The following is a 16,624-nucleotide window of genomic DNA, read 5'->3' as shown; positions in this document are numbered from 1 at the left end:
TCGTTCACGACGAAGGCCCCCGGAGCAATGCTCCGGGGGCCTTCGTCATGAACGGTTCGACTACTTCGAGTCGGACTCCGATGCGGCCTCAGCCGATTCCTCGGCCTCGGTCGACTCGGCGGTCGCGGTCGCGGTCTCGTCGGAGACCGTGGGCTCCTCGACCGACTCGGTCTCCTCGACCTCGTCGGGCTCGACGGCCGCGGTCTCCTCGACCGGCGCCGCAGCAGCAGGCGCCGCGGTGTTCTTCGAACGCTTGACCTTCGGCGTGACGGGCTCGAGGACGAGCTCGATCACGGCCATCGGGGCGTTGTCGCCCTTTCGGAAGCCGATCTTCGTGATGCGGGTGTAGCCGCCCTCACGCTCGGCGACGAGAGGCGCGATCTGCGTGAACAGCTCGTGCACGACCGACTTGTCACCGATGGTGCCGAGGACACGACGACGGGCATGCAGGTCGCCGCGCTTCGCGAACGTGATCAGACGCTCGGCGACGGGGCGGAGGCGCTTGGCCTTCGTCTCCGTCGTCGTGATGCGCTTGTGCGTGAAGAGGGCGGCCGCGAGGTTCGCGAGCATGAGGCGCTCGTGGGCGGGACCGCCTCCGAGACGGGGACCCTTGGTTGGCGTAGGCATTGGTGTATTACTCCTGTGTCAGTGGGAAAGCCGGCGGGACCTAGTTGGTCTCTTCTTCGAAGCCCGAGTAGAAGTGGGCTCCGTCGAAACCAGGGACCGAGTCCTTGAGGGAGAGGCCCATCTCGGTGAGCTTGTCGCGCACCTCGTCCACCGACTTCTGACCGAAGTTGCGGATGTTCATGAGCTGGTTCTCGGACAGCGCCACGAGCTCGGACACCGTGTTGATGCCCTCACGCTTGAGGCAGTTGTACGAGCGGACCGAGAGGTCGAGGTCTTCGATCGGGATCGAGAGCTCGCTCGAGAGCACGGCGTCGACCGGCGCCGGGCCGATCTCGATGCCCTCTGCAGCGGTGTTGAGCTCACGAGCGAGACCGAACAGCTCGACGAGCGTCTTGCCGGCCGACGCGATCGCGTCACGCGGCGTGATCGCCTGCTTCGTCTCGACGTCGACCACGAGACGGTCGAAGTCGGTGCGCTCACCGGCACGCGTCGCCTCGACGCGGTAGGTGACCTTGAGCACGGGCGAGTAGATCGAGTCGATCGGGATCTGGCCGGCCTCGGAGAACTCGTTGCGGTTCTGCGTCGCCGACACGTAGCCACGGCCACGCTCGATCGTGAGCTCGAGCTCGAACTTCGCCTTGTCGTTGAGCGTCGCGATGACGAGGTCCGGGTTGTGGATCTCCACACCGGCGGGCGCCGAGATGTCGGCGGCCGTCACGGCACCGTCACCCGTCTTTCGCAGGTACGCCGTGATGGGCTCGTCGTGCTCGCTCGAGACGACGAGTCCCTTGATGTTCAGGATGATCTCGGTGACGTCTTCCTTCACACCGGGGATCGTGCTGAACTCGTGGAGGACGCCGTCGATACGGATGCTCGTGACCGCTGCGCCGGGAATCGACGAGAGCAGGGTCCGGCGGAGGGAGTTGCCGAGCGTGTATCCGAAGCCGGGCTCGAGCGGCTCGATGATGAACCGGCTACGGAACTCGGAGATGTTCTCCTCGGAGAGCGTAGGGCGCTGTGCGATGAGCACTGTTGATTCCTTTCGGCCAAGCGTCCGCTATATGACGCTTGCGTTGGTGAGGTATTGAGTTGTCTTCGGCCGTGCAGCGGGCCCGCCGACGGATCGGCGGGCCCGGAACGCGGGTGGACTCAGACGCGGCGGCGCTTGGGCGGGCGGCACCCGTTGTGCGCCTGAGGCGTGACGTCGTTGATCGAACCGACCTCGAGGCCGGCCGACTGCAGCGAACGGATCGCGGTCTCGCGACCCGATCCCGGTCCCTTGACGAAGACGTCGACCTTCTTCATGCCGTTCTCCTGCGCCTTGCGGGCGGCCGACTCGGCCGCGAGGCCGGCGGCGAACGGGGTCGACTTGCGCGAACCCTTGAATCCGACGTCTCCACCCGAGGCCCAGGCGATGACCGCGCCGGACGGGTCGGTGATCGAGACGATCGTGTTGTTGAACGTCGACTTGATGTGGGCCTGGCCCACGGCGATGTTCTTCTTTTCCTTCTTGCGCGGCTTACGAGCTGCCGTCTTCGGTGTTGCCATGTCTACTCCCTGGAATCCTGGTGGCGGGCGCTGGTTAGCGCGCCTTCTTCTTGCCGGCGACGGTGCGCTTCGGGCCCTTACGGGTACGAGCGTTCGTCTTGGTGCGCTGACCGTGCACGGGGAGGCCACGGCGGTGGCGGATGCCCTGGTACGAACCGATCTCGACCTTGCGGCGGATGTCGGCCTGCACCTCGCGGCGCAGGTCACCCTCAACCTTGTAGTTGCCCTCGATGTAATCGCGGAGGGCGACCAACTGGTCGTCGGTGAGGTCCTTCACGCGGATGTCTCCGCTGATTCCGGTGTCGGCGAGGGTCTTGAGGGCCCTCGTGCGTCCGACTCCGTAGATGTACGTCAGTGCGACTTCCACGCGCTTGTCGCGGGGAATGTCTACGCCGGCGAGACGTGCCATTGTGGCTCTCCTAGGAGTGTGTGGAGGTGTGGAGCGATTCCGGTGCCAGGGCCTCCGACCCTGGGTGTCCCCCGCTCCCCGGCCTGCTGGCCGATGGAACGGGATCGGGAATCGCTGTTTCCGGTGTTCAATTGTGAGTGTGCGTGGCCCGAACGGATCTGGCGATCACGCGGCTCCGGGGCTCAGCCCTGGCGCTGCTTGTGACGCGGGTTCTCGCAGATGACCATGACGCGTCCGTTGCGACGGATGACCTTGCACTTGTCGCAGATGCGCTTGACGCTGGGGTTGACCTTCATCGTGTTTCCTCGTTCTCGCTGTCCTCGTACCGGGAGAGATCCCGGCCGTTACTTACAGCGCGGACTTACTTGTAGCGATAGACGATTCGACCACGGGTGAGGTCGTAGGGCGTGAGCTCCACGATCACGCGGTCCTCCGGGAGGATGCGGATGTAGTGCTGTCGCATCTTCCCCGAGATGTGGGCGAGGACCTTGTGGCCGTTCGTCAGCTCCACGCGGAACATCGCGTTGGGCAGCGCTTCGACCACCGAGCCTTCGATCTCGATGACACCGTCTTTCTTGGCCATAGCCTCACTGTCGTTACTGTCGCTGGGGGTAGGTCCGCACTGGTCGTGCGGGTGATGGTCGGTGCCGTGCAGCTCGTCGACTGATGGGCCGGACGATGGCACAAGGCACCAAAGGGATATCTTATGCTATCGGGCGCGATTCCGCCACTCGGGGCGCGGGTCCGGCCCCCGGACGGCCGACGGCCCGGTCCCCTCGTGGTCGAGGGGACCGGGCCGTGTCCGGAGGGGCCGTCGGAGCTCAGTGCGACGCGACGACCGCCACGACGTGCGGCGTGAGCGGGTGGTCGGCCGGGAGGCCCGTCACGCGCTCGACGAACGCCGCGGGATCGAGGTCCCGGAGCAGCTGCTGCAGCTCCACGCTCTCCGGATCCTCGGCCACGTCGAATCGGAGCGCGGCTCCGACCGCCTCGACGAGGTCGTCGGTGAGCATCCCCCGCTCGGCGAGCTGGGCCGCCGGACCGATGAACCGCTCCTCGCGCGAGAGCTTCCGCAGCGGCTGCCTCCCGACGCGGACGACTGTGTCGGGGAGGGCGTCGTTCGCGAAGCGCGCGAGGATCTTTTCACGGTACGCGTCCTGCTCGGCCGGGTCGAGTTCGTGCTTCGCGACGAGCAGTGCCGACGTCTCGCGGAGGACCCGCTCGACGAGGCCGCGCACCTCGGGATCGGCGAACGCCTCGGCGATGCGCTCGTGACCCGCGACGAACCCCGCGTACGCGGCCGTCGCATGCCCCGTGTTGACCGTGAAGAGCTTCCGCTCGATGTACGGGCCGAGGGCGTCGACGAAGTGCGCTCCCGGGATGTCCGGACGCTCTCCCCCGAACGGCGTCGCCTCGATGACCCACTCGCAGAAGGTCTCCACGGTGACGTCGATGCCGGCCGCCGGGTCCTGCCCGGGGACGATGCGGTCGACCGCCGTGTTGGCGAACACCGCTCGCTCGTCGACGGCGACCGCGTCGCCGGCCGCCGATCGGATCTCCCCCGCGAGGATGTCCGTCGCGGAGATCGCGTTCTCGCACGCCATCACGGCGAGGCGGGGCCGACCGCCCTCACGGGCGGCCAGACCCGTCGCGATCACGGGAGCCACGAAGCGGAGGACGTTCGGTCCCACCGCCGTCGTCACGACGTCGGCTGTCGCGATCTCCCGCACGAGGGACTCCTCGTCCCTCGCGCTGTTGATCGCACGGAACCCCGTGACGGTCTTGGTGCGGCCGCCGGCCCCCACTTCATGGACGTCGTAGGAGTCGGCGGCCGAGATCGCCTCGATGAGGTCGGCGTTCACATCGGCGAAGACGACCTCGTAGCCGGCCTCGTGGAGAAGGAGCCCGATGAAACCGCGTCCGATGTTGCCGGCGCCGAAGTGAACGGCCTTCATTCTGCGTTGACCTCCTCGAGGAGCGCGTACAACTCGTCCGCGTCCGTGGCGTTCACGAGCTTCGCGACCTCGTCCTCGTCCGAGAAGACGATCGCGATCTTCGACAGGATGCCGAGGTGCTCGTCCCCGACGCCGGCGATGCCGACGGCGAAGCGCACCTCCTCGCCGTCCCAGTCGATCGGTGCCGGATAACGGACGAACGAGAGCGCCGACGTCTTGATGGCGTCCTTCGACTCGTTCGTGCCGTGCGGGATCGCGAGCAGATTGCCCATGTAGGTGGACACGCTCTTCTCGCGCTCGAGCATGGCGTCGACGTAGCTCGCGTCGACGGCCCCCGAGGAGACGAGCAAGGCGCCCGCCTCCCGGATCGCCTCGTCCTTCGTCGTGGCGGAGCCCTCCGCCACGACGTTCGCGCGGGTCAGGATGTCGTCGCTCATTCGGCCGACCGTCCCTGGTGCTGGACCTGCTCGACGACCTCGTCGTACTTCGGCGAGTTCATGAAGTTGTCGACCGAGACGTGCTGCGAGTTCGGCGACTTCTCCCGCGCGCGGTCCGTGAGGTCCTTGTGCGTGATGACGAGGTCCGCGTCGCCCGTGAGGTTGGCGATGGCCTGGTTGGTGACGGTGACGCCCTCGACGCCGGCCTTCTTGAGCTTGTTGCGGAGGACCGATGCACCCATGGCGCTCGACCCCATGCCCGCGTCGCACGCGAAGACGATGTTGTGCACGTCGGTCACCGTCGCCGTCGCCGTGGCCGCCGAGCCCGTCGATGCCGACGCCCCCGCGGCAGCACCGGCGGCGCCGCCGGCGAGACCGCCGAGGACGGTGCTCTCCTTGCCCTTGTTGGCGTTGGTCTTCGCGATCGCGTCGTTCAGGTCTCCCGCGTTCTCTGCCTCGAGGTCACGCTTCCGGCTCGAACGGAGGATGACCGCTGCGACGAGGAACGACACCGCTGCCGACAGGATGACCGACAGGATGACGCCGATGAAGCTGTCGTTCGCCGTCTGGAGGAGGATCGCGAAGATGCTGCCTGGGGAGGCCGGAGCGCGCAGGCCGCTCTGGAAGAGCGCGTTCGTCGCGACACCCGTCGCACCGCCGGCGATGACGGCGAGGACGAGCATCGGCTTCATGAGCACGTACGGGAAGTAGATCTCGTGGATGCCGCCGAAGAAGTGGATGATGATCGCGCCGGGAGCGCTCGCGCGGGCCATCCCGATGCCGAAGATCGAGAAGGCGAGCAGGATGCCGAGGCCGGGGCCGGGGTTCGATTCGATGATGAAGAGGATCGACTTACCGGTCTCCTGCGCCTGCTGCGTTCCGAGCGGCGTGAAGACACCGTGGTTGATGGCGTTGTTGAGGAACAGGATCTTACCCGGCTCGACGAGGATGCTGACGAGCGGGAGCAGTCCGAGACCAACGAGCCAGTCGACCGCGGTCTCGAGCGCGTTGCTCAGCGCCTGGACGACCGGTGCGATGCCGAAGAAGCCGGCGATCGCGAGGAGGGCGCCGAGGATTCCGGCCGAGAAGTTGTTCACGAGCATCTCGAAACCGGCCTTGATCTTGCCGTCCCAGATCGAGTCCACCTTCTTCATGAGCCACGCGGCGAGCGGGCCCATGATCATGGCACCGATGAACATCGGGATGGTCGAGCCGACGATGACGCCGACCGTCGCGATCGAGGCGACCACACCACCACGCTCACCGTAGATCATGCGTCCACCGGTGTTCGCGATGAGCAGCGGGAGGAGGTAGGTGATCATCGGGCTGACGAGTCCCACGTACTGGGGGAAGGTCGTACCGTCCTCCGTCTGAGCGAGAGCCGTCGCGGCGCCCTGCCAGCCGATGAGGTCCGCGTTGCCGAAACCGCCGAGGATGCCGTTCGGCAACCAGCCGGTCGCGATGAAGAACGCGGTGATGAGGCCCCAGGCGATGAATGCCGCGATGTTCGGCATCACCATCCCGGAGAGGAACGTGCCGAAGCGCTGGACGGCGACGCGAGCGCCGGCCGGCTTCGACGTGGTGGACGTCGTTGTCATTTCTCAGTTCTCCTTGCGGGATGCGACCGCGGCGGTGACCGCGGCCCGGGCTTCGGCCGCACCCGAGGCGGCCAGGGCGATGTCGGCGAAGCGGCGCGCTTCGTCGAGGGTGTAACGGGACAGCGATGCGCGCACGTCCGCGAGGGCGGACGGCGACATCGACAGGGTGGTGGCTCCGAGACCGACGAGGACGACGGCGAGGAGCGGGTCCGCCGCGGCCTCACCGCAGATCCCGACGGGCTTGCCGGCTCGGGCGCCGGCGGCCCCGACCTCTCCGACGAGGCGGAGGACGGCGGGGTGCCACGGGTCCTGGAACGCCGCGACGGAACCGAGCAGTCGGTCGGCCGCGAGCGTGTACTGGGTCAGGTCGTTCGTGCCGATCGAGGCGAAGTCCGCCTCGGCCATGACCTTGTCGGCGAGCAGGGCGATCGAGGGGACCTCGACCATCACGCCGACCGTCTTGAGGCCCAGTTCCTTCGCGAGCGTCACGAAGTACGTCGTCTCCTCGACGGTCGAGACCATCGGCGCCATGACCCAGAGGTCCGCCGAGGTGACCTTGTCGGCCTCGGCGAGCGCCGTGAGCTGCTCCCTCAGGATGTCCTCGCTCACGCGGAGGGCGCGGAGGCCGCGCAGCCCGAGGGCTGGATTCTCCTCGTGGGCGTCGTTGAGGAATTCGAGCGGCTTGTCGGCACCGGCGTCGAGCAGGCGCACGACGACCTTCTTGCCGGGGAACGCCTCGAGCAGCTCGATGTAGTGCGCGCGCTGCTCGTCGATCGTCGGCGCGCTCCCGCCGGCGTCGAGGAAGAGGAATTCCGTCCGGAAGAGTCCGACGCCCTCGGCTCCCCCGTCGGCAGCGGCCTTCGCGGCCTTCGACGAGCCGAGGTTCGCGAGGAGAGGGATGGCCGTGCCGTCCGCGAGCGCTCCCGGCGTGGCGGGCGCGTCGACGAGGGCCGCCCGCTCGGCGATGCGCGTGCGAGCGGCGGTGACCTCCTCCTCGGTCGGCTCGGAGACGACCGCGCCGACGGCGGCGTCGACCACGACGGTCTCCCCGTCCGTCAGCGACAGGGCGTCGAGGACACCGACGACGGCGACGATCGACTTCTCACGAGCGAGGATCGCCGTGTGCGACGTCGGTCCGCCGTCGCTCGTGACGAGTGCGAGGACCTTGTCGAGGTCGAGGAGTGCGGTGTCGGCAGGAGCGAGGTCGCGGGCGACGAGCACGAAGGGCTCGTCGCGCTCGGGCACACCGGGCGCCGGGACGCCGAGGAGGTCGGCGATCACGCGCTGGGCGACGTCGTCGAGATCGGCGGCGCGCTCACCGAGGTATCCGCCCATCGCCGCGAGCTGGTCGCGGAACGCGGCGAACGCCTCGGAGACCGCCCGCTCGGCCGTCTTGCCCTGGCCGAGCAGGTCGTCGATGGAGTCGGCGAGTGTGGGGTCCTCCGCCATCATCGCCTGAGCCTCGAGGACGTCACGCGCGGTACCACCGGCCTTGGCCCCCCGCTCCTCGAGCGCTCGGGCCACGCGGCCGAGCGACTCGAGCGTCCGCGTCTTCTCGGCCTCGACGCCGAGGGTGCTCGGCACGTCCGCCGGCGTGGCGAGCGGCTCGGGCATTCGCGCGACGGGTCCCGTCGCGACGCCTTGCCCGATTCCGGTTCCGGTCATACGCATGAACGGCCTCCTCTTCCGTCGGATGCGGCGAGCGTCATCGTGCGCTCACGCCTGGTCGTGGTCGGTGACGAGCAGCTCGGTGAGTTCGTCGAGCGTCGCGTCGGCGCCGTCGCCCTCCGAGGAGAGCGTGACGTAGTCGCCGAACTCGACGCCGAGGGAGATGACGCCGAGGATGCTCGCGGCGTTGACGGCCTTGCCGTCGCCCTTGGCGATCGTGACGGGGTTGGGCGCCGCAGCGGCCGCCTGCGTGAACAGCTTGGCCGGACGGGCGTGCAGTCCGTGCGACGATCCAATGCGAACGGTGCGTGTAACCATGGGGAACTCCTCAGCCGCCGCCTGATGTCTGCTCCGTCATGCCCGGTCGTTCCCAGCCCCGCGAGGGGGAACCGGCCGGCCGTCATGATCCCACCCCGGCGGCGTCGAGGGCGGTCTGGAGCGCGAGGGAGCCGTCGGCGGATGCGACGGCCGATTCGGGAAGCACGGCGATGGCGATGCGGTCGTCGACGGAGCGGACGATCGCCTGCACGGCATCGAGCCGGTCGGCGAGGTGAGGCCCGACGAGGACGAGGGCGACGCCCGCGAGCGAGGAGGCGAGCAATTCGAGCGATCCGGCACGGGCCGTGATGTCGAGTCCCCGGGAGGCCGCCGATCGGCGCAGCCGTAGGGCGATGAACGTCGAGGACGCACCCGCACCACATACGACGAGGATCTCCATCGATCCGCCCCTGCGCTTTCTCTTCGTGGAACTCGCGGGCTGACACGCCCACGCAACCAGAAGTCTCGTCCGGGCCGGACGCCGACGCCACCACGGAATCTTCCGCGGGGGCGGAAAGGTGGGCCGGTGCACCGCGCTCATGCGCCCCGACGCCCGTCGGAGATGATTGACTCGACGGGTGCACGGATGCGTGTCCGTCCGAGAAGTGTGAGGAGCGCCCGTGACCCGCGACAGGCAGGACCGGATCCTCGCGCACCTCGCGCGTGCGTCCGGCACCGTCACGGCCTCGGAGCTCGCCGACACCCTCGGGGTGACGCCGCGGAGTGTCAGGACCTACCTCTCGCGCTTGCGATCGCGACCGGGCGCGCAGGACCTCGTCGTCTCGGGACCCACCGGGTACCGCCTCGACGAGGAGGCGTACGCCCGATTCCGCAGCCTCGAGACGCGGGCGACGATCGACACGCCTCGCGAGCGCAGCACGCGCATCATCCGGGAACTGCTCGCGGCGCCCAACGGACTCGACGTCTTCGACCTCGCCGAGCGGATGCACGTCAGTGAGTCGACCGTCGAGGCCGACCTCGCGAAGCTCCGGCCCATCGTCGCCGAGCTCGACTTGCGCATCGCGCGGAACGGATCGGTGGTCACGCTCTCCGGTTCGGAGCGGGATCGACGACGCCTCATCAGTCGGCTCTTCCGTGACGAGACCACGCAGGGCCGCATCGATCTCGACGCCGTGGAGCGGGCCTTCGCCTCCGAGAGCCTCAGCGCGTTCAAGACCGCCCTCCTGCGGGAGCTCGAGGCGCGCCAGTACTACGTCAACGACTACGGCACCGACAACGTCCTCCTCCACATCGCGATCGCCGTCGACCGCATCGCCCATGACAACCGGGTACCGGACGACGAGCGACCGAGCCGGTCGGAGGGTTTCCACGGCGAGGAGTTCCCGGCCCTCCTCGACGCACTCGTGACCGAGCACTTCGGCGTCTCGCTCGGCCAGGGAGACGCCGAGTACCTCGGCTACCTGCTGTCCACACGAGCGGTCGCCCCGACGACGTCGACCGCGGCGGGCGACAACGACCGCCGGCGTTACCTCGCCGACGACGACCTCGAACGCGTGCGCCGCATCACGCAGCGAGCAGGCGCTGAGTACGCCGTCGACCTCTCGGACGAGGACTTCATCACGAGGCTCGCCCTCCACGTGCACAACCTCCTCGAACGGGCGAGTGACCGCTCGTTCTCCCGCAACCCGCTCACACGCTCGATCAAGACGTCGTACCCGATGATCTACGAGCTCGCCGTGTTCATCGCGCGTGAGTTGCGCGACCTCAGCGGGGTCGAGATCGACGACGACGAGATCGCGTACATCGCCATGCACGTCGGTGCCCACCTCCAGCAGGAGGCTCGACGGGAGGATCTCGAGCCCGTCGTCCTCGTGTGCCCCAACTACTACGACCTCCACAGCGTCCTCGCCGCTCGAATCCTGGCCTCCGTCGGGGACCTCGTGAGGATCGATCGAGTCGAGACACGGTCGGACGTCCCGTGGTCCTCGCTCGGCGTGGACCTCGTCCTCTCGACGATCGAGCCCCCCGTCCCGTCCGATCCGGTCGTCGTAGTGGGCCCCTTCTTCGGGGAGGCGGATGGCGAGAGGGTGCGGCGGGCCGTCGCTCGGCTCCGTCGGGGCCGCCGTCGCTCGGCGATCGCCGCAGAACTCCTCGAGTACTTCTCCCCCGCGCTCTTCGTCCGCAACCGGTACACGGGCGACGAGGAGTCGATGATCCGCCATCTCGGCGAGCTCATGATCGCGGACGGCGCCATCGACGAGGAGTACCTCGACGGGGTGATCGAGCGAGAGCGGATGTCGTCCACCGCATTCACCGATTCGCTCGCCGTGCCCCACGCCATGGCGATGTCGGCCGAGCGCACGGCCATCGCCATCGCGGTCAACGAGCACAGCATCCCGTGGGGAGACGCCCGCGTGAACGTCGTCGCGCTCATCGCCTTCAGCGCCGACGGCCGGGCCCGCTTCCAGCCCGTGTTCGATCAGATCGTGGAGGTCTTCTCCGTACGGGAGGACGTGCAGCGCATCATCCGTAGATCCGAGGACTTCCCCTCGTTCATCGAGGAGCTCGTCCACACCATGGACTCCTGAGTCCCCTGCGCACCGACCCCGAGCGCCGCGCCGCTCGTCAGCGGCCGAGCAGCATCGCGTTCATACCCGCCGTCAACGCGACGTCGATCTCGAGCGGCCGGTCATCGATCGCCGTGATCGGGGCGGCGAGCCGCACGCTCGAGACGAACCAGGCGGCGTCGACGTCCCGGAGCGCGTCGGCGCGCAGCGCAGCGTACTCGGGGCGGTACCCCTCGGTCTCGAGCCAGCCGTAGATGGCCGCCTGGGTGGTCCCGGGAAGGATGCCGCCGTCGATCGACGGCGTCACGATGCGTTCACCGAAACGTACGATCAGGCTCGATGTCGATCCTTCGAGGGCGTACCCGTCCGACGACACGAAGAGGGCGTCGTCGGCGCCCCGCCGCTTGGCCTCCCGGATGGCCGCCATGTTGACGCCGTAGGAGAGGGTCTTGGCGCCCGCGAGGAGCCAGGGCGCACGCTCGGAGACGTCGAGCGGGAACCCGCGATCGAGCGTCACGACACGGATGCCGTCACGGCGCTCTGCGAAATCCGACGTCGCTGCCCGAGCGACGATCCAGGCCGTCGGCACTCCGCTCCCCTCGATGCCCCTCGTGAGTACGATCTTGAGTGATCCCTGGCCCGTCCGGGGTAATGACGCCACTGCCCGCTCCATCGCGGCGCGCCACTGCTCGAGGTGCGGTTCCGGCAGGTCGAGCATGGCCGCCGACCGGACGAGCCGGGCGAGGTGTTCGTCCACGCCGTGCGCGCGACCGTCGATGACGCCGAGGGTCTCGAAGATCCCGTCTCCGCGTGAGGCGCCGAGATCCAGCACGCTCAGGGCGGGTGCCGAGGCATCGTCCTCGCGGATGGAGGCGGCGATCTCCGTCTCCTCGGGCTCTGCGGACGCCGGGAAGGGAGAGAGGAAGAAGACGCGGGGCGACGGTGAGGAACTCATGCTCCGACGATACGCCGCGTCAAGCGATGGGAGCGGGGACGACACCGAACGGCGCGAGTCCCGCCGCTCCCCCGTCGCGTGCGGTGAGCACCCAGATGCCGTCGGCGTGCACGGCTACGCTGTGCTCCCAGTGCGACGCCATTCCGTCGTCGACCGTCGTCACCGTCCAGTCGTCGTCCTGGACGAAGGTCTCCGGGCTTCCCTCGACGACCATGGGCTCGATCGCGACAGCGAGTCCCGCCTTCACGTCCGGTCCCTTGTGCGCGACGCGGTAGTTGAAGACGGGAGGCGCCTCGTGCATCGATCGGCCGATGCCGTGTCCGATGTAGTCGGTGAGGATGCCGAACCCGCTGCGGCTCTCGATCGCCTCCTGCACGGCGGCGCCGACCTCGTTGAGTGTCTTCGCCCCCGCGAGGCACGCGACGCCCGCCCACAGGGAGGTCTCCGTGACCTCCGACAGTCGCCGCCGTTCCGCGACGACCTCGGGACGCTCGGGATCGTCGAGCACGACCGTGAAGGCCGAGTCGCCGTTCCAGCCTCCGACATCGGCGCCGCAGTCGATCGAGACGATGTCACCGGGTTGGAGCGGGCGATCGTTCGGGATGCCGTGAACGACGTCGGCATTGACCGACGCGCAGATCGTGTGGCTGTAGCCGGGGACGAGCGCGAAGTTCGGTCGTCCGCCGCCCTCGCGGATCGTGCGTTCCGCGATCGCGTCGAGCTCGAGGGTCGTGACGCCGGGACGGATCGCGGCCCGCACGGCGTCGAGCGCGGCCTCGGTGAGGAGACCGGCCTCGAGCATGAGGCGCAACTGCGCCGGTGTCTTGTAGATCGACTTGCGGAACACCGGAGTCAGACCGCGTCGGCGGGGCGCGGAGCGATGCCCCGATCGCGCAAGGCGGACGTCACTCGCGCGGCGACATCGTCGACGCTGCCGAGGCCGTCGACCTCCGCGACGAGGCCCCGCTCACGGTACAGCGCGATGACGGGTTCTGTCTGCTCGTTGTAGACGTCCTGCCGGTGCCGGATGACGTCCTCGGTGTCGTCCTCGCGACCCTGGTCCACCGCGCGCTTGAGTAGCCGCTGCACCACCTCGTCGGTGTCGGCGACGAGGAGGACGACGGCGTCGAGCGACGCACCGGACTCGTCGAGGATCCGTTCGAGCTCCGCGACCTGCTCCGTCGTGCGGGGGTAGCCGTCGAGGAGGAAGCCCGAGACGGCGTCGTCCTGCAGAAGGCGGTCGCGCACGATCTCGTTCGTGAGCGAGTCGGGAACGTAGGCGCCGGTCGACACGATCGACTGGACCTGCTTGCCCAGTTCGGTGCCGTTCTTGATGTTGTCCCGGAAGATGTCACCCGTGGAGATGGCAGGGATCCCGAACGTCGCGGCGATGAGCTTCGCCTGGGTGCCCTTACCCGCCCCGGGAGGACCGACGATGAGCAACCGCGGGCCCGACTCCCCCGTCACCGGAGCAGTCCCTCGTAGTGGCGCTGCTGCAGCTGCGAGTCGATCTGCTTGACGGTCTCGAGGCCGACGCCGACGATGATCAGGATCGACGCGCCTCCGAACGGGAAGTTCTGGTTCGCGCCGACGAGCGCGAGCGCGATGAGCGGGATGAGCGCGACGAGACCGAGATAGATCGATCCCGGGAGCGTCACGCGCGTCAGTACGTAGTCGAGGTACTCCGCTGTCGGACGACCGGCCCGGATCCCGGGGATGAAGCCACCGTACTTCTTCATGTTGTCCGCGACCTCCTCCGGGTTGAAGGTGATGGCGACATAGAAGTACGTGAACCCGACGATAAGGAGGAAGTACAGCGCCATGTAGAGCGGGTGATCGCCCTGCGTCAGGTAGTTCGTCACCCACACGACCCAGGCAGCGGGTTCCTGACCGGCAGCGGGCTGGTTGAACTGGGCGATGAGGGCGGGAAGGTACAGCAGTGACGATGCGAAGATCACCGGCACGACACCCGCCATGTTGACCTTGATCGGGATGTAGGTGTTGTTGCCGCCGTAGGTCCGACGGCCGACCATGCGCTTCGCGTACTGCACGGGGATGCGCCGCTGCGACTGTTCGACGAACACGACGAGCGCGACGATCACGAGGCCGATCGCGAGGACGAGGAGGAAGACCTCGAAACCGCGCGACTGGGCGATGGCCCACAGCGACGTGGGGAAGGTCGCCGAGATCGACGTGAAGATGAGCAGGGACATGCCGTTGCCGATACCGCGCTCGGTGATGAGCTCGCCCATCCACATGATCAGGCCCGTGCCGGCCGTCATGGTGATCACCATGAGCAGTACCGCGTACCACGTGTCCGTCGTGAGGAGCTGCGAGCACTCGGTGCTCGCGTTCGTGCCGAAGAGGGCACCGGAGCGGGCGACGGTGATGAGCGTCGTCGACTGCAGGACGCCCAGGAAGATCGTGAGGTAGCGCGTGTACTGCGTGAGCTTGCCCTGGCCCGCCTGGCCCTCCTTGTGGAGGGTCTCGAAGTGCGGGATGACGACGCGCAGGAGCTGGACGATGATCGACGCCGTGATGTACGGCATGATGCCGAGCGCGAAGATCGACAGCTGCAGGAGAGCGCCGCCCGAGAAGAGGTTGACGAGCTCGTAGAGACCCGACGTGCCCTGGTTCTGCTGCAGACACGTCTGCACGTTCGCGAAGTCCACGAACGGCGCCGGCACGAAGGAACCGAGCCGGTACAGGGCGATGATGCCGAGGGTGAAGCCGATCTTCCGACGAAGGTCTGGCGTGCGGAAGATCCGCGCTACGGCGCTGAACAAAGGGGGCCTCCTGGTTTCGAGCCTGTACAGGGCTCGTCGTCCCGGTTGAGAACCTGGTCCGCGTGAAACGGGCCCGGCAATCGAATCTAACCGATTACCGGGCCCGTTCGCGTACGTGGTCCACTGGCGGGCCCGTTCCGAGGGCCACTGACGGCGTCAGCGGCGACCTCGGAGGCACCCGACCTGTCGGGATTACTTCCTGACTACTTTACCGAGCCACCGGCCGCGAGGATCTTCTCCTGTGCGGAATCGGAGACCTTGTCGACCGTGACGTTGAGCTTGACGCCCAGATCGCCGCCGCCGAGGACCTTGACCTTCTCGTTCTTCCGGACGGCACCCTTGCTGACGAGGTCGGCGACGGTGACGTCGCCTCCCGCCGGGTACAGCTCCGCGAGACGCTCGAGGTTGACGACCTGGTACTCGACCCGGAACGGGTTCTTGAAGCCGCGCAGCTTCGGCGCACGCATGTGCGACGGCAGCTGGCCACCCTCGAACCCGGCCTTGACCGAGTAGCGGGCCTTCGTACCCTTGGTTCCACGACCCGCGGTCTTACCCTTCGAGCCCTCACCACGACCCACACGGGTCTTGGCCTTCTTGGACCCGGCGGCCGGCCGGAGGTGGTGCACCTTGAGGACCTGGGCGCGAGCCGCGGTCGTGCCGGATTCCGAGCCCTTCTTCTCCGCCTTCGGGGCGGCGCCGGCCGAGTCGGCAGAAGCCGAGCTCGATGCAGCCGCCTTCTTGGCCGGAGCCTTCTTGGCCGGCTTCGCGTCGGCGTCGGCCGTTGCGGCCTTCGCCTTCGGGGCGGCCTTGGGAGCCTTCTCCGCAGCGTCGACCTTCGCCTTGGGCGCGGCCTTCTTCTTCGGGGTCTCCTCGGTGACGTCGTTCTTCTCGTCAGCCATTAGTCGATCTCCTCAACCTTCACGAGGTGAGCAACAGTGTTGACGTAGCCACGGTTCTGCGCGTCGTCCGGGCGGACGACGACGTCGCCGATGCGCTTGAGGCCGAGGCTGCGCAGCGTGTCCCGCTGGTACTGCTTCTCACTAACTTTGGACTTGGTCTGCGTGACCTTCAGACGACCGGCCATCAGGCACCTACCTTCGCCGCCGCCGCTGCTGCGGCGTCGGCTTCTGCTCGGACGAGGCGCTCGGGAGCGACCTGGTCGAATTCGAGACCACGACGGGCGGCGACGGCACGAGGTTCCTCGAGCTGCTGCAGCGCCGTGACCGTGGCGTGGACGATGTTGATCGTGTTCGAGGAACCCAGCGACTTCGACAAGACGTCGTGGATGCCGGCGCACTCGAGCACGGCGCGGACGGGACCACCGGCGATGACACCGGTACCGGCCGCGGCGGGGCGGAGGAGAACCACACCGGCGGCCGCCTCACCCTGGACGGGGTGCGGGATGGTCGAGCCGACGCGCGGGACGCGGAAGAAGTTCTTCTTCGCCTCCTCGACGCCCTTCGAGATCGCGAGAGGGACCTCGCGGGCCTTGCCGTAGCCGACGCCCACGAGTCCGTTGCCGTCACCGACGACGACGAGGGCGGTGAAGCTGAACCGACGTCCACCCTTCACGACCTTCGACACGCGGTTGATGGTCACGACGCGCTCGAGGAACTGGCTCTTGTCCTGGTCGCGGCCGCCACGGTCACGACCGCCCTGGTTGCGGTCACGACCGCCACCGCGGCGGCCCGAGCGCTCGTCGCGCGTCTGGCTCTCGCTGCCGGCTGCGGTCTCGACCGGCTTCTCAGCGGTCTCGGCCACGGTCGTGTCGGGCACGGTGGTCTCAGCCACGGCT

Annotated in this window: 20 protein-coding genes; 1 reads left to right on the top strand and 19 read right to left on the bottom strand. The window is 68.1% G+C overall.

The window, feature by feature from the left end; translation table 11 throughout:
- Window positions 1-60 precede the first annotated feature (60 nt).
- The 12 genes from rplQ to ELQ92_RS06195 all read right to left on the bottom strand — a co-directional run bounded on the left by rplQ (window position 61) and on the right by ELQ92_RS06195 (window position 8,960).
- Entirely contained in the window at window positions 61-627 is a 567-nt protein-coding gene (gene rplQ / locus ELQ92_RS06250; RefSeq protein WP_128498150.1) for a 50S ribosomal protein L17, read from the bottom strand.
- A gap of 40 nt (window positions 628-667) precedes the next feature.
- Window positions 668-1,657 (bottom strand): DNA-directed RNA polymerase subunit alpha, encoded by a 990-nt coding sequence (locus ELQ92_RS06245; protein WP_128495428.1) that lies wholly within the window; start codon window positions 1,655-1,657, stop codon window positions 668-670.
- 119 nt (window positions 1,658-1,776) lie between these two features.
- Window positions 1,777-2,175 (bottom strand): 30S ribosomal protein S11, encoded by a 399-nt coding sequence (rpsK, locus tag ELQ92_RS06240; protein WP_128495429.1) that lies wholly within the window; start codon window positions 2,173-2,175, stop codon window positions 1,777-1,779.
- A 34-nt stretch (window positions 2,176-2,209) separates the two neighbouring features.
- Window positions 2,210-2,584 (bottom strand): 30S ribosomal protein S13, encoded by a 375-nt coding sequence (gene rpsM / locus ELQ92_RS06235; protein WP_128495430.1) that lies wholly within the window; start codon window positions 2,582-2,584, stop codon window positions 2,210-2,212.
- A gap of 182 nt (window positions 2,585-2,766) precedes the next feature.
- On the bottom strand, window positions 2,767-2,880 hold the full coding sequence (gene rpmJ, locus ELQ92_RS06230; protein ID WP_018191946.1) for a 50S ribosomal protein L36: 114 nt from the start codon (window positions 2,878-2,880) through the stop codon (window positions 2,767-2,769).
- Between the two features lie 65 nt (window positions 2,881-2,945).
- The gene (infA, locus tag ELQ92_RS06225; protein WP_106561966.1) at window positions 2,946-3,167 is read right to left on the bottom strand and encodes a translation initiation factor IF-1; all 222 of its coding nucleotides are present in this window, start codon (window positions 3,165-3,167) and stop codon (window positions 2,946-2,948) included.
- A 238-nt stretch (window positions 3,168-3,405) separates the two neighbouring features.
- The gene (locus tag ELQ92_RS06220; RefSeq protein WP_128498149.1) at window positions 3,406-4,539 is read right to left on the bottom strand and encodes a mannitol-1-phosphate 5-dehydrogenase; all 1,134 of its coding nucleotides are present in this window, start codon (window positions 4,537-4,539) and stop codon (window positions 3,406-3,408) included.
- Entirely contained in the window at window positions 4,536-4,976 is a 441-nt protein-coding gene (locus tag ELQ92_RS06215; RefSeq protein ID WP_128498148.1) for a PTS mannitol transporter subunit IIA, read from the bottom strand. Before ELQ92_RS06215 ends, ELQ92_RS06220 begins: the two co-directional genes overlap by 4 nt.
- Window positions 4,973-6,574 carry a PTS mannitol transporter subunit IIBC gene (locus ELQ92_RS06210; protein ID WP_128498147.1) on the bottom strand — a complete coding sequence of 534 codons (1,602 nt, stop codon included), beginning with the start codon at window positions 6,572-6,574 and terminating at the stop codon, window positions 4,973-4,975. The genes ELQ92_RS06215 and ELQ92_RS06210 overlap by 4 nt, the downstream gene beginning before the upstream one ends.
- A 3-nt stretch (window positions 6,575-6,577) precedes the next feature.
- A complete protein-coding gene (gene ptsP / locus ELQ92_RS06205) occupies window positions 6,578-8,245 on the bottom strand; it encodes a phosphoenolpyruvate--protein phosphotransferase (protein ID WP_128498146.1) in 1,668 nt (555 codons plus the stop codon).
- A gap of 45 nt (window positions 8,246-8,290) precedes the next feature.
- On the bottom strand, window positions 8,291-8,560 hold the full coding sequence (locus ELQ92_RS06200; RefSeq protein ID WP_128495435.1) for an HPr family phosphocarrier protein: 270 nt from the start codon (window positions 8,558-8,560) through the stop codon (window positions 8,291-8,293).
- An 82-nt stretch (window positions 8,561-8,642) separates the two neighbouring features.
- Entirely contained in the window at window positions 8,643-8,960 is a 318-nt protein-coding gene (locus tag ELQ92_RS06195; RefSeq protein WP_128498145.1) for a PTS sugar transporter subunit IIB, read from the bottom strand.
- Window positions 8,961-9,180: 220 nt separating this feature from the next.
- On the opposite strand from ELQ92_RS06195, the gene ELQ92_RS06190 reads away from it, so the two are divergent.
- The gene (locus ELQ92_RS06190) at window positions 9,181-11,109 is read left to right on the top strand and encodes a BglG family transcription antiterminator (RefSeq protein ID WP_128498144.1); all 1,929 of its coding nucleotides are present in this window, start codon (window positions 9,181-9,183) and stop codon (window positions 11,107-11,109) included.
- A 37-nt stretch (window positions 11,110-11,146) separates the two neighbouring features.
- On the opposite strand, the gene ELQ92_RS06185 is transcribed toward ELQ92_RS06190, so the two are convergent.
- The 7 genes from ELQ92_RS06185 to rpsE all read right to left on the bottom strand — a co-directional run bounded on the left by ELQ92_RS06185 (window position 11,147) and on the right by rpsE (window position 16,620).
- A complete protein-coding gene (locus ELQ92_RS06185; RefSeq protein WP_128498143.1) occupies window positions 11,147-12,043 on the bottom strand; it encodes an aminodeoxychorismate lyase in 897 nt (298 codons plus the stop codon).
- A gap of 19 nt (window positions 12,044-12,062) precedes the next feature.
- A complete protein-coding gene (gene map / locus ELQ92_RS06180) occupies window positions 12,063-12,890 on the bottom strand; it encodes a type I methionyl aminopeptidase (protein ID WP_128498142.1) in 828 nt (275 codons plus the stop codon).
- A 5-nt stretch (window positions 12,891-12,895) separates the two neighbouring features.
- A complete protein-coding gene (locus tag ELQ92_RS06175; protein ID WP_243694903.1) occupies window positions 12,896-13,510 on the bottom strand; it encodes an adenylate kinase in 615 nt (204 codons plus the stop codon).
- Window positions 13,507-14,829 carry a preprotein translocase subunit SecY gene (gene secY / locus ELQ92_RS06170; RefSeq protein ID WP_128498141.1) on the bottom strand — a complete coding sequence of 441 codons (1,323 nt, stop codon included), beginning with the start codon at window positions 14,827-14,829 and terminating at the stop codon, window positions 13,507-13,509. The genes ELQ92_RS06175 and secY overlap by 4 nt, the downstream gene beginning before the upstream one ends.
- Before the next feature lie 203 nt (window positions 14,830-15,032).
- Window positions 15,033-15,728: a 50S ribosomal protein L15 gene (gene rplO, locus ELQ92_RS06165; RefSeq protein WP_128498140.1), complete on the bottom strand. Its 696-nt coding sequence runs from the start codon at window positions 15,726-15,728 to the stop codon at window positions 15,033-15,035.
- Window positions 15,728-15,913: a 50S ribosomal protein L30 gene (gene rpmD / locus ELQ92_RS06160; RefSeq protein ID WP_127050370.1), complete on the bottom strand. Its 186-nt coding sequence runs from the start codon at window positions 15,911-15,913 to the stop codon at window positions 15,728-15,730. Before rpmD ends, rplO begins: the two co-directional genes overlap by 1 nt.
- The gene (gene rpsE, locus ELQ92_RS06155; protein ID WP_279432154.1) at window positions 15,913-16,620 is read right to left on the bottom strand and encodes a 30S ribosomal protein S5; all 708 of its coding nucleotides are present in this window, start codon (window positions 16,618-16,620) and stop codon (window positions 15,913-15,915) included. Before rpsE ends, rpmD begins: the two co-directional genes overlap by 1 nt.
- Between the last annotated feature and the right edge of the window lie 4 nt (window positions 16,621-16,624).

The sequence above is a fragment of the Labedella populi genome (assembly GCF_004078655.1).
Classification (GTDB): Bacteria; Actinomycetota; Actinomycetes; order Actinomycetales; family Microbacteriaceae; genus Labedella; species Labedella populi.
The sequence above is the reverse complement of the archived record's forward strand: the minus strand, read 5'-3'. Positions and strand labels throughout refer to the sequence as shown.

Bases quoted from the DNA above. Each gene is read 5' to 3' on its own strand.
- rplQ (WP_128498150.1), bottom strand. From the start codon at position 627: ATGCCTACGCCAACCAAGGGTCCCCGTCTCGGAGGCGGTCCCGCCCAC.
- rpsK (WP_128495429.1), bottom strand. From the start codon at position 2,175: ATGGCAACACCGAAGACGGCAGCTCGTAAGCCGCGCAAGAAGGAAAAG.
- rpsM (WP_128495430.1), bottom strand. From the start codon at position 2,584: ATGGCACGTCTCGCCGGCGTAGACATTCCCCGCGACAAGCGCGTGGAA.
- rpmJ (WP_018191946.1), bottom strand. From the start codon at position 2,880: ATGAAGGTCAACCCCAGCGTCAAGCGCATCTGCGACAAGTGCAAGGTC.
- infA (WP_106561966.1), bottom strand. From the start codon at position 3,167: ATGGCCAAGAAAGACGGTGTCATCGAGATCGAAGGCTCGGTGGTCGAA.
- ELQ92_RS06220 (WP_128498149.1), bottom strand. From the start codon at position 4,539: ATGAAGGCCGTTCACTTCGGCGCCGGCAACATCGGACGCGGTTTCATC.
- ELQ92_RS06215 (WP_128498148.1), bottom strand. From the start codon at position 4,976: ATGAGCGACGACATCCTGACCCGCGCGAACGTCGTGGCGGAGGGCTCC.
- ELQ92_RS06210 (WP_128498147.1), bottom strand. From the start codon at position 6,574: ATGACAACGACGTCCACCACGTCGAAGCCGGCCGGCGCTCGCGTCGCC.
- ptsP (WP_128498146.1), bottom strand. From the start codon at position 8,245: ATGCGTATGACCGGAACCGGAATCGGGCAAGGCGTCGCGACGGGACCC.
- ELQ92_RS06200 (WP_128495435.1), bottom strand. From the start codon at position 8,560: ATGGTTACACGCACCGTTCGCATTGGATCGTCGCACGGACTGCACGCC.
- ELQ92_RS06195 (WP_128498145.1), bottom strand. From the start codon at position 8,960: ATGGAGATCCTCGTCGTATGTGGTGCGGGTGCGTCCTCGACGTTCATC.
- ELQ92_RS06185 (WP_128498143.1), bottom strand. From the start codon at position 12,043: ATGAGTTCCTCACCGTCGCCCCGCGTCTTCTTCCTCTCTCCCTTCCCG.
- rplO (WP_128498140.1), bottom strand. From the start codon at position 15,728: ATGGCTGACGAGAAGAACGACGTCACCGAGGAGACCCCGAAGAAGAAG.
- rpmD (WP_127050370.1), bottom strand. From the start codon at position 15,913: ATGGCCGGTCGTCTGAAGGTCACGCAGACCAAGTCCAAAGTTAGTGAG.